Origin of the sequence: Coleofasciculus sp. E1-EBD-02 (assembly GCF_040218245.1) — a bacterium.
In the GTDB taxonomy this organism is placed as follows: Bacteria; Cyanobacteriota; Cyanobacteriia; order Cyanobacteriales; family Coleofasciculaceae; genus Coleofasciculus.
In genome coordinates this window covers 1-12,708 of sequence record NZ_JAVJQN010000017.1, presented here as the reverse complement: position 1 = coordinate 12,708, position 12,708 = coordinate 1, and the positions used below count along the sequence as shown (strand labels likewise).

Annotated in this window: 6 protein-coding genes and 1 pseudogene; 3 read left to right on the top strand and 4 right to left on the bottom strand. The window is 44.9% G+C overall.

The window, feature by feature from the left end:
- Positions 1-781: pseudogene (locus RIC07_RS03020) on the bottom strand (SNF2-related protein); the annotation flags it as partial.
- Between the two features lie 343 nt (positions 782-1,124).
- On the opposite strand from RIC07_RS03020, the gene RIC07_RS03015 reads away from it, so the two are divergent.
- From RIC07_RS03015 to RIC07_RS03005, 3 genes are all read left to right on the top strand, one after another.
- The gene (locus RIC07_RS03015) at positions 1,125-3,272 is read left to right on the top strand and encodes a polyribonucleotide nucleotidyltransferase (RefSeq protein WP_446393218.1); all 2,148 of its coding nucleotides are present in this window, start codon (positions 1,125-1,127) and stop codon (positions 3,270-3,272) included.
- 278 nt (positions 3,273-3,550) lie between these two features.
- Positions 3,551-3,793 carry a DUF4160 domain-containing protein gene (locus RIC07_RS03010; RefSeq protein WP_446381049.1) on the top strand — a complete coding sequence of 81 codons (243 nt, stop codon included), beginning with the start codon at positions 3,551-3,553 and terminating at the stop codon, positions 3,791-3,793.
- Positions 3,786-4,139, top strand: a complete 354-nt coding sequence (locus RIC07_RS03005) for a DUF2442 domain-containing protein (RefSeq protein ID WP_446393217.1) — start codon at positions 3,786-3,788, stop codon at positions 4,137-4,139. Before RIC07_RS03010 ends, RIC07_RS03005 begins: the two co-directional genes overlap by 8 nt.
- 92 nt (positions 4,140-4,231) lie before the next feature.
- Here the strand turns inward: RIC07_RS03005 and RIC07_RS03000 are convergent, their stop codons facing one another.
- The 3 genes from RIC07_RS03000 to RIC07_RS02990 form a co-directional block, all read right to left on the bottom strand.
- Positions 4,232-8,728 carry a WD40 domain-containing protein gene (locus tag RIC07_RS03000; RefSeq protein WP_446393216.1) on the bottom strand — a complete coding sequence of 1,499 codons (4,497 nt, stop codon included), beginning with the start codon at positions 8,726-8,728 and terminating at the stop codon, positions 4,232-4,234.
- A gap of 299 nt (positions 8,729-9,027) precedes the next feature.
- Positions 9,028-10,320, bottom strand: coding sequence for a P-loop NTPase fold protein (locus tag RIC07_RS02995; RefSeq protein ID WP_446393215.1), 1,293 nt, complete (start codon positions 10,318-10,320; stop codon positions 9,028-9,030).
- Between the two features lie 421 nt (positions 10,321-10,741).
- Positions 10,742-12,175 carry a HAMP domain-containing sensor histidine kinase gene (locus RIC07_RS02990; RefSeq protein ID WP_446393214.1) on the bottom strand — a complete coding sequence of 478 codons (1,434 nt, stop codon included), beginning with the start codon at positions 12,173-12,175 and terminating at the stop codon, positions 10,742-10,744.
- Positions 12,176-12,708: the final 533 nt, after the last annotated feature.

Here is a 12,708-nt window from a genome sequence, read left to right as displayed (position 1 = left end):
CTTCCCCTGCTTCCCCTGCTTCCCCTGCTTCCCCTGCTTCCCCTGCTTCCCCTGCTTCCCCTGCTTCCCCTGCTTCCCCTGCTTCCCCTGCTTCCCCTGCTTCCCCTGCTTCCCCTGCTTCCCCTGCTTCCGCAGACGCTTGACACGCTAAGGGCATGGATTGGGTAAACTCGGCTAACCGAGTTTGATCGGTGGCGCTGTCGAGGAGGGGTTGCCAGTAGGCGATCGCTTTACCGTTGGGTTGGCGATATAATCCGGGTAAAAATTTACACCGAGTTAGTAAGTCTAAACTCCAGCGATAGACATGCGTCCAAAATCGTAAATCTGATCCGACGTAATTATCGGCAACATTGAATCCCCCTAAGGGCAGAGATTGCAGGAAGGGGAGGGCGGTTGAGGGGGTGAGACGGTAGCCTGAAACCTGCCATTGATGCAGTTCCAGGGATGAAGAATCCTCTGTTGGGAGTTGGGCGGAAAGAATTGGGTAGGCTGGTGTCTTGGTAGCTGCGGGGTGAGTGGGTAGAACTAGGGTTTGGGTTTGCCAGGAGGCGATCGCACTCTCGCTGTCCCCTTTAGTTTTTCGGCTGCTGGATTCGGGAAGGGTTAAACCGCGATCGCCTAAAAATTCGCTTAACTCTGCTTGTGTCATTGCAAAAGGATGGGGCATAATCCCCGTCTTGGCGGCAGAGTCAACAGAGGCTAAAGGACGCCATTGTTCTCCCCAAATAAATAAATAATTATCAGATTCGCCTGTAATCCAACTACCATGTAAAATTGCCATGTTTATAGAAAAATGAAAATAGAATCCAATACTATCAATTGCTGCTTGTCAAATTTTAATCATCAATGGGTGTGAGGCAGCAACTCTCGCACTCAGTCGGGGCAAGGGTAGTCGCATCTGGATGAGACAAGAAACGATACTCGTGAAACTCAACCCGACTGAACTCAAAACTCAGACACGCAATGGGTCTGGAAAATTCAAAGCTCAAAACTCAAAACCAGGTTCCCTTGAACGGACGTGAAGGGTCAAAACTTAACACCCTTCTCAAAGCAGCATTATTCCATAAATGCTAGGATTGCGACAGAGAAAAAAACGTGATAAAGAGAGAAGGGTAACGAACCAAATGGTAGAGTTAGACAAATCAATATCCTTTGATGGACGGGATATTCGGCTAAGAGCCGGTCTACTAGCACCCCAAGCTGGGGGATCTGTACTAATTGAGTCAGGAGATACAGCGGTTTTAGTTACGGCGACTCGCTCAGCGGGTCGAGAGGGCATCGATTTTCTCCCCTTATTAGTAGACTACGAGGAAAGACTGTATGCAGCGGGTCGAATTCCCGGTGGGTTTCTGCGCCGCGAAGGGCGTCCTCCGGAAAAAGTAACACTCACCAGCCGTTTGATTGACCGCCCGTTGCGCCCCTTGTTTCCCAGTTGGCTACGGGATGATATTCAGATTGTAGCCACAACCTTATCCATGGATGAACAAGTGCCACCGGATGTGCTGGCGGTAACGGGGGCATCGGTAGCGGTACTGCAAGCCCAAATTCCATTCTATGGTCCGATGGCAGCAGTACGAGTGGGGCTCGTTGGAGATGATTTCATTATTAATCCAACATACCGCGAAATCGACAATGGTGATCTAGATTTGGTGGTCGCGGGTTCTCCCCAAGGCGTGATTATGGTGGAAGCCGGGGCGAATCAACTGCCAGAACGGGATATTATTGAGGCGATTGAATTTGGCTACGAAGCCGTACAGGATTTAATTGCGGCTCAAGAAAACCTGCTCAAAGAGTTGGGAATTGAGATTATCCAAGCCGAACCACCAGAAACCTCATCGGAACTGGAAGAGTTTATTCGCGATCGCGCGACGAAACCGATTAAGAAAGTCTTGTCTCAGTTTGACTTCGATAAGCATGATCGCGATGAAGCCTTGGATGAGATCAAGGAAAATGAAATTCTGGCTCCCATCGCTGAACGTCCAGAGGATGATCCCCTGCGCGTGGCGGCGGCTGATAATCAACTGCTGGGGAGTGTGTTCAAAAGCTTGACCAAGAAGCTGATGCGATCGCAAATTGTTGAGGACGGGGTGCGCGTTGATGGGCGTAAACTGGATGAGGTGCGTCCGGTGTCGTGTCAGGTGGGGCTATTGCCCTCTCGTGTTCATGGCAGTGGTTTATTTAATCGAGGCTTGACTCAAGTCCTGTCTACGGTGACGCTGGGAACGCCTGGTGATGCTCAAATGTTGGATGATTTGAATCCAGAAGAAGAGAAGCGTTACCTACACCACTATAACTTCCCGCCCTTTTCCGTAGGCGAAACCAAACCCATGCGATCGCCGGGACGCCGGGAAATCGGTCATGGGGCGTTAGCGGAACGGGCAATTATTCCCATATTACCGCCGCAAAATGAGTTTCCTTATGTGATTCGGGTGGTATCGGAGGTGCTTTCCTCCAATGGTTCAACCTCGATGGGTTCGGTTTGTGGATCGACGCTAGCATTAATGGATGGTGGGGTGCCGATTACCAAGCCTGTCAGTGGGGCGGCGATGGGATTGATTAAGGAAGGCGATGAAGTCCGGATTCTCACCGATATTCAAGGAATTGAAGACTTCTTGGGCGACATGGACTTCAAAGTCGCGGGAACGGATAGCGGGATTACCGCGTTACAAATGGACATGAAAATCACCGGGCTGCCCATGGAAACCGTTGCCAAAGCGATTGAACAAGCCAAACCAGCACGACTGCATATATTAGAAAAGATGCTGGCGGCAATTGACAAACCCCGTCCTGATTTGTCGGCGTTTGCCCCACGCTTACTGACAATGAAGATTGATCCGGACTTAATTGGCTTAGTCATTGGTCCTGGCGGTAAGACGATTAAAGGGATTACGGAACAAACCGGTGCCAAAGTCGATATTGATGATGATGGCACGATTACGGTTTCTGCTGTTGAAGGGGAAAAGGCAAAGAAAGCGATTACCCTGATTCAAGGGATGACCCGTCGCTTAGAAGAAGGGGATGTTTATGCAGGGCGCGTAACTCGAATTATTCCCATTGGTGCCTTTGTGGAAGTGTTACCCGGGAAAGAGGGAATGATTCACATTTCCCAACTGGCAGATTATCGTGTCGGTAAGGTCGAAGATGAGGTTGCTGTTGGCGATGAAGTGATTGTGAAAGTTCGCGAAATTGACAACAAAGGTCGGATTAATCTGACTCGTTTGGGAATTCATCCCGATGAAGCAGCCGCAGCGCGTGCAGCAGCGACTACTTAGAGGGTTTTGGAGTTAGCTGAACGTTACATCAATTGCCCTTAATTGGGTTGATTGAATAGGGATTTTGGATTAGGATTCTAATCTTAAATCCCCTAGCTTTATTTTTAAGAGAAGGCAGAAGGGAAAGAGGATTAGTCTCACCAACTAAGTTAATTGCCGATACCATCACAGAGAGCGCGATCGCTCAGTCACGCAAATATGTAAAATATATTTATTAGGTTGTCTCAGTCTCCGTTCATGATAAAGACAATCGCTTGCCTAACTGTCAACATATAACTATGCCAACTGTTCTCAGGAAAGATGGCTTTGCTGTCCGCATCTACTTCAACGACCATTTGCCGCCTCATGTTCATGTCTTCAAAGGTGGAGGGCAAGCAAGAATTAGCTTGAGAGGTGAAACTGAATATCCGGAACTGGTTCAGATTGAAGGTTTGAGTAATAAAGAAGCTGTCAAAGCGTTGGAAATTGTAACCGAACATCAAATAGAACTACTCAAAAAATGGGAGGAAATTCATGGTTAATTCAGGTTGGGATGAGACAAGGCTAAAAGCCGCGATCGCAAAAGCAAGAGAAGCCGCAGCCGTTGCCAATACGGTTGAACCGAGGGCGGAGTCGGCGTATTATGACCAGAGTCGCGATCGCGTGGTAATTAATTTGAAGAGTGGGGCGACGTTTAGCTTTCCCCCAGCATTAGCGCAAGGGTTAGCCGATGCTTCTCCAGAGGATTTAGCTGAGGTTGAAGTGACGCCATCGGGGGATGGGTTGCATTGGGAGAAGCTGGATGCAGATTTCAGTGTTCCGGCGCTTTTGGCAGGTGTCTTTGGCACGGCGGCGTGGATGGCTCAGATTAAGATGAAGGTAAGTTAGGGCGCGATGTTTGTTTGTAAGTGGGTGGACATAATTAACGTGAACGGTGAAGATTGTCATTCGTCATTCGTCATTCGTCATTTGTAATTAAGCTAATTAGAAATGCCGTCGCAGAGAGCGCGATCGCTTTCACTCAGGTTTGGGTTAGTCTTGAGATAATCTCGCACCCAATTACACCCCCTTACCAGTAAGTTATCTAAATCCAGATTCCACAGTTTAATTGTTTTATCTTGACTACCAGAGGCTAAAGTTTTCCCATCGGGGCTGAAACTGACACTAGTGATCGGTAAATCATGTCCGGAGAGGGTAGCAATAGCTTCACCTGTTTCTAGATTCCATAGTTTAATCGTATTATCATAACTACCAGAGGCTAATGTTTTACCATCGGGGCTAAAACTAACCCTAAAGACTGCTGAAGTATGTCCATTTAGGGTAGCAATAGCTTTTCCTGTCTCTAGATTCCACAGTTTAATGGTCTTATCCTGACTTCCAGAAGCTAAGATTTTACTATTGGGGCTAAAACGGACACTATTAACCCATGAATTATGTCCGGCAAGAGTGGAAATAGTTTTACCTGTTTCTAAATTCCACAGTTTAATTGTATTATCCTGACTTCCAGAAGCTAAGGTTGTACTGTCGGGGCTAAAATCTACACTAAATACTGTTGAAGTATGTCCATTTAGGGTAGCAATAGCTTTCCCTGTCTCTAGATTCCACAGCTTAATGGTCTTATCCTGACTTCCAGAAGCTAAGGTTGTACTGTCGGGGCTAAAATCTACACTAAATACTGCTGAAGTATGTCCATTTAGGGTAGCAATAGCTTTTCCTGTCTCTAGATTCCACAGCTTAATGGTCTTATCATAACTTCCAGAAGCTAAGGTTGTACTGTCGGGGCTAAAATCTACACTAAATACTGCTGAAGTATGTCCATTTAGGGTAGCAATAGCTTCGCCTGTCTCTAGATTCCACAGCTTAATAGTCTTATCATAACTTCCAGAAATTAATGTTTTACCATCTGGGTTAAAACTTACACTAAACACTGCTGAAGTATGTCCATTTAGGGTAGCAATAGCTTCATCTGTCTCTAGATTCCACAGTTTAATTGTCTTATCATCACTGCTAGACGCTAATGTTTTACCATCGGGGCTAAAACTGGCACTAAATACCGCTGAAGTATGTCCATTTAGTGTAGCAATAGCTTCGCCTGTCTCTAAATTCCATAATTTAATTGTTTTATCATCACTGCTAGACGCTAATGTTTTACCATCAGGATTGAAACTGACACTATTTACCGATAAATTATGTCCATTTAGGGTACTAACAGCTTTACCTGTTTCTAAATTCCACAATTTAATTGTTTTATCATCACTGCTAGAAGCTAAGATTTTACCATTCGGACTAAAACTGATACTATTTACCGATGAATCATGTTCGGTAAGGGTAGTAATAGCTTTGCCTGTTTCTAAATTCCACAATTTAATTGTATTATCATAACTGCCAGAGGCTAAGATTTTACCATCGGGGCTGAAACTGACACTATTTACCCACGAATCATGTCCGGTAAGGGTGGCAATCTCTTCCCCTGTTTCTAGATTCCACAGTTTAATTGTATTATCATCACTGCCAGAGGCTAAGGTTTTACCATCGGGGCTGAAACTGACACTACTTACCCACGAATCATGTTTTTCTATGCGGTTGTACTCCCTCACACGCTTAACTGCCTGTCTGAGTACATTTGCAACTCGTACTTTTGCTGAAGGAGCAACCTGTTTTTCAGATATCTGCTTCAGAGGTATTCCTGCACGTAAACTAGCTATCAGAGCATCAAATATTTTATCTTGGTTGAATAGTTCCTCGGAATATCGACTGAGACTATCACTTTGACCAATTTGAAGTTTTTCAGCTCGCCGCCTTTGAGATTCAGCTCGTTGTCTTTGAAATTCAGCTTGCCAGGTTAATCCAGCTAATCCAAATACAGCCACGACTGAACCCACTAATGCTATCCTGATAAACTGATTAAATCGTTGTTCACCAATTCGACGTTGCTCTTTCTCTCTGTTCAATTCTTCTAAAAGTTCAGTCGTCTGATTTTGACGAATAAAGGGAACCAAATAATCGTGAACCAATTGATAGCGGTCATCGGGAGATCCTGGTATCCGCACTACTAACCCGGAACCCACTAAAATCGGTAAAACTAAATCATCTAATTGACGCCCTTTAACTTGTAACCCAGCAGCAGCTAAATCTTTACTCAACTCACTGCGAGTCTTCAAGGGACGAGTCAGATTTTCATCGGTTAGCCAATATAAAACCAGTCGCGTAATTCTGTCATTATCTTGACCACAGTCTTTGATAACGTCCTCTAAATAGTGGTTCACCAATACTTCTTTGGGATTATCCCCCAATCCTCGATACTGTTCTAGCCGAGTAATCTTCTCTTCCTGAAGCTGTGCGCCAACTATCTGTAATTCAATCGGACGCACTGAATCCAACTCAACCGCTAAATTCTGAACCAGTTCCGTGATTAATGCTGGTTCTAAATCAAACTGGGAGCGTTGGGTTAACCGTTCAATGACTAACCTAGCTTCCTCTGGGGTAAAGTTACCTAAATAACAGAGAATATCTTTATCTAAAATATTATGATCAATCGCTCCCAGATAGTTCAGGCGATTACACTCTAATAAATAATGGAGGTAATCTTCTCGTAGAGACAGAATCAGTTTAACAAAGGGAATATCCAGACAATCCGCCAAAAACCGATAAAATTTCTGTCGTTCCCCTGGGTCTTTGGCAATAAATAAAAACTCTTCAAACTGGTCAAATATCAGAACTGTTACCCAATTACGGTCTGCATTAGTCCGCAATTGTTGGATAATTGCTGCTGTTGAATTTAATGTTTCCCCTAATGCTTCTGCCAAACCTATCCCTAATGTTTCCACCCAATTGGTATAAACTCTGATAACCACAGGGAAAGCTTCACGTTCTCCAATAAACTCTTGCCTCAACGCTGGAACTAATCCCGCTTGGATAATTGAACTTTTACCTACACCCGATTGACCATGAATAATCGTGAGTTTGTGGTCACTTCTGCGAATTCGTTGGATTAACTCTTTGACAAACTCTTCTCGACCCGAAGCCGCGATTTCTTGGGCAATAATCGCTTGTTTCTCCGTTGATGTCTCCGCCACATTAATTAACTGCTTTTTCGCTTGGAGATGAGACGCTCCCGCAAACGCCTGAAATCCATATTGATATTCAATTGACCGTTTAGTTTGCTTCAGTTTAAACGCCTTTAGGTATTCCCCTTGGTTAAAATAAAGAGAGCGCAACAGTGCCAAACTCTTGATATAAAGCTGAGGAGCATAGTCTGGATAATTTCCCTCTATTCCTTGTTCTAAATGAGCAATTGCCGCTTTAATTTCCCCCAAAGACTGACAAGCGCTGGCTAAAATAAAATGATAAAACCCATGTTCACGCGGATGACATTCCGGACTTTGATTTAAAAGTGTTAGTGCTTGTTGAGCTAGTTGTTTTGCCTCGTACCAGCGCGACTGATTCAGCGCTACTTCTGCTAAAATCCCATAATCTTGAGCCACTTGTAGAAACGTGCCATATTTTTGATGCAGCTTTCGGGCTTTTTCAGCCAAACGCTTTAACTCCTCCCAGTCTTGTAATTGTTGCAGAACTTCTGCCAGGTAGTTAATATTTTGGGCAATTAAATCGAACTGTTTAGCTTCAGCAAATTTTTGAATCGATTCCTGAAAATACTTTCTGCTTCTGCGCCAATCTTGCTCACCGTTCGCAGGATTTTGTTCAGCTTTGTGGGAATAACAGAGAGCGATATGTAAAAGCAAGATACCCTGGCGTTCTAATTCCTCAGTATGGGCATCTATCAGCACATCCCGACAATTCTGATAATGGGCTAAGGCTTCATCGAATCGGTGATGCTTAAAGTCATTGAAGCCGCGCACAAATTCTAGATTAGCTGACAACTCTAGCCCTATCGCTTGCCCTCGCTTTTGTAACGCTGTCCAGGCTAATTCAATTTCGTCATAATTGTCCAGAGAAACCGTTAAATCAGCCCGAAAGAGTTTCTCCGTTTCCTGAGTTAAAAACTCCAGCAATTCCGCCGTTGTCCATTGAAACTCAACCGTCGTCGCCCAGCTTTCTAAATCAGGCGCTACCCGAACCAACCTTTGCCAAACCGGATCATTAATCCAGAGAATCAGGGGAAAGGAAAAATTATGACTCAACTCCTCTCGGATATAATTACTGGATTTGAAAACACCAGTGAGATTACTAACCGACTCTAAACCCAATACAATGACAGCCTGAGGTTTTTCCTCTGCCAATTCCGTCTTGATAAACCTGTAGAGAGACTCCACCGACTCCGGCAAAACCAACTCGCGAATCGACACAGGCGAGACTTCCCGCAGACGTTGCACCATGCGCTGTCGTAATTCGCCATAGTTACAGCGCACCAGAATTAGGCGAAATTGTCCCTGGGATAGCCGAAGCGATCGCACGAGGGCGTTTAACGACTTCTGGTTATCCGCGACACTATCTTCTGGCGGGGGCGTATGAGTCATGGATCAATTTTATGCGATTCGCGTGCATCTTAACCCTATCAATTCCCTAATCTTCATCTTAATCCCTAACGTTTGTCAATTTCGTCGGGTTTTTTACCATAAAGCGATACCTTGATCTGACCCCTCCCTAACCCTCCCCTTGCCAAGGGGAGGGAACTTAATTTTTGTCCAACATTTTTTGGTGCGTTACGCTTTCGCTAACGCACCCTACAATTACCATTTGCTTCTGGCTCCCCTCTCCCCGTCGTGGGAGAGGGGCTGGGGGTGAGGGGTTGAGGTTAAATGGCGTCAGTGTGTCCCTACAATTCTGCGGCTTCTGCCAACATGGGATTAATATCAAACCAAGAACCCTGAGAATCTCGATATTCAAAGACAAACATATCGCGAATTAAAATTTGATATTTCTCTTCTCCCCGCAAACTTTTCTGCTGCGCTACTTCCCGCAAGTATATCCACTCATCCTCGGTAATGGCTAAGGTTAATTCATTCCGCCGTCGCCGAATGATATCTTCAATACAATCTCGCGAAAATGGTGGATCATCTCGCTCAAGACATCGGGAAATTAGCATGAGTAATTGCCGTGCATGTCCGCCACTAATCTGACACAATCGCTTTAAGGTATCGGGATGATCAAAGAGTTCTGATAGACAATCTAGGCGCTGAACGGGATTCATATCTGGAAACGCCCTCGCTAATACCATTTGTTGCAGCAGCGCTATCCCTTCTTGACATTCACCCCCTTGGCGCAATTGCACGGGAACCATGGGTAAAACTTTGGGATCAACACCAAATCGATTGGTTAATCGCCCCAAAGCATTGGAAAAAATTAAAAATAGGGGAATGGTGTAAACAACGTGACAATTGAGTTGCTTTAACTGTTCACCTCGGTCTACAAATAAATAAACAGGCTGAGGATCACCTGTGGGTTTAATCGTGTTATCTAAACGGTCAAGATTATCGATGATTACCACTAATCCTTTTTTGCCAATCCGCTTCAGTTTCTCTGTGGCGGGTGTTAAAAGTTCCTGATTAATCGCCTTTAAAATTCCATTGGTGCGCGGTTCTAAATATTGGCGTAACTGAGAACGCAGCCGGGGACTATCTTTCATCTTGGTGGTAATTTCAGCAATTCCCCCAGGTAGCGAAAATTTGGCTTCGGATAACTCGATGGGGGTTTGTAAGAAATCACCAATCTCGCGAAACAAGTTGACAAAATAGGCAGGTTGTAGTCTGATTTTAACCGCTTCCAAACTTTCCGCCACCGATCGCGCGATCGCGAGCAGGATATCGGTCACGTCAACGTCTGCCATTTCTAAGACATGGCTAGACTCAAAATACACAACATGACAGCCCTGTTTCTCTAATCCCAGCTTGAGTTGCTGCAATTCCGTAGACTTGCCACAACCGATATGTCCGGTAAACAATTGGCACGTTGGTTTATTGGGAGATAGCCGAGTAATGGTTCTGCCTATCTCTTTAATCGTATTGCCCCCACGTACCGAGGAAAAATCGATATAATATTTCTTATCCTGGGGGTTAGCAAATTTCAGGGGACTTGGGTTACAGGCTTGATAGAACTGCGCGATATCCATGAATTTAAGTGGGTGGACATAATTAAAGTTAACGGTTTAGATCAGGGAATAGGGAACACCTCGACCCTTCGACAAGCTCAGGGCATCGCTTACCTCGGCTTCGCTCGGTAACACGCTCAGTGTGTCACAGGTAACAGGGATTCGTAGGGGCGCAAAGACTTGCGCCCTTTATAAAATGTTACGAACGAACCCGATTAATAAGCTATTCGGCATTTAAACCTTAATGTCAATAATGGCAAAATCCTTGCTGTAGTGTGAGCATCTTGCTCGCTACCCATTCCCAATTTAAATGCATGACAGCTTATCGGTGGGTTACGGCGGATAGTTCATTGATCATTATCGCCTGAATTTAAGTCCTGCCTAACCCACCCTATGTAACTATGTGATAACGATTTTCCGGGTTTTAGCTGAGAGGCTATCTCTAACTTGGTGCAGGCAATAATACTGTAAACACACTCCCTTGACTCAGTTGCGATCGCACGCTAACTTGACCCCCCATCCCTTCCACCAAAGTCTTCACAATCGATAAGCCTAAACCTGTTCCTCCTGGGGAACGGGCGCGATTTTCATCCCCGCGATAAAATCTCTCAAAGATGCGGGATTGCTGCGCTAAGGGAATACCTTGTCCGCGATCGCACACCTGAATCCTGACCTGTTCTCCTGGTTTGTCTAATTTAACGGTTACAGGTTGATCGGGGTCAGAATATTTTACCGCATTGTCAATTAAATTTAGTAACACTTGCTTGAGGCGATCGCGATCGGCTAACACTTCAATCACGTCACTCACGCTATCACAATTAATCCCTCGATTACTATATTGTACCGCCATCTCTACGACTTCGGCGACCAAATCATTAAGCACAAAGGGTTCTAAATGAAAATGCATTCTGCCATGATCAACCCGGGCTAAGTCCAATAAATCTTGTAATAGTTGAACCGTCCTATCGGCTTCAGCAGCGGCAATTCCCAAGGCTTCCTGCTGAGGTGGCGTTAAGTTTTTACCGCGCCGTAATGTGCTTTGCAGATATCCCGAAACAATCGTCAATGGCGTTCGCAATTCATGGGACACATTACTGACAAATTGTCGCTGGTGTTCCCACGCTTCAAACAGACGGTTTAACATATTATCAAAGGTTTGCGCTAATTCTTTCACCTCACTCGGCGCTTTATCCAGATGCAGCCGCGCTTGTCCTAAATCGTCAGCGGAAATAGTTTGGGTGAGTTGACTCATTTGACATAACGGTTGCAGCGATCGCTTAATATAAAAGGAAATGACCACAATCATGACGGTAATGGAGAGCAAACTGGCAATTCCTAACGTGCGAATCAAACTCAAAAACATGGTTTGTTCGCTGGTAATATCCTTTGCCACATAAATCTTACCCAACCGTTCACCCTGCACCTGTAAGGGAGTACCACAAGCGATCCAATACCGTCCGTTCACCCGATAGAGTTTAGGAATTAGGGGTATCTTTGAGGACAATAAATTATTGGTGGGATTAAGCTGTAAGGCTGAGGATTGAGCCGAAATTGAGCCATCAGAACGACGTACCCATAACAGCGTATCCCCCGTAGTTAAGTTGTCAATCGCCTTTTGCATCCCTGTTTCTAGGGACATCATCTCACTATAAAGTTCTACATCATCAGGGAAGCGATCGCTAAGATATTGAATATGATGTTTTTGGGATTTAATCAGGATTTGCTGCATGTACCAACTCGTCCAGATGGCAACAGCACTTAATCCCGTAATCGACACGGCGGCAATGCCTACCGTTAATCGTAACTGTAGTGAAAAAGGGTCAAATTTGGGTAAGGGTTTACATAATAATTTGAGCAGACTGCTGGGAAATTTCATCGGAGTGTTGATCGATCTATCAGCATTAAATACATCCCATTTTAGAGTGTAGGTTTGGGTATTTCTCTTCAAAGGGAATGCATCGGGGAAACTGGGTTTACTTTCAGTTAATCCGATGATCATTAAATCAAGATGATTTTTTCCTGATAGATAGATGAGTTTTATACGTTATGTTGAGAAACAGGGAACGGGGAACGGGGAACAGTTACAGGATGAGACAGGGCGGGTTTTGGTCGAAATGTTATCGGTTTCGCTGTTGATTTTGTTCCTAAACCCGCCCCTACATTCAATCTTATCTATCGATATTCCATTTATCAATTAACCGAAATTGGGCAATATAACCTACCGGATTTTCCGGCGCGTCGCCTTGCCAATATTAACATTCCACATCCGTAGGGGCGGGTTTAGGGATTCAATCCAGAAACCCACCTCAAATCCAACAACAAAACCCGCCCTATTCCCCACCGAAAATTAATCCTCAACCCGATAACTTGGGTTCGTAGTGAGGGCTTTAGCCCTAGATTCGGTTGGGT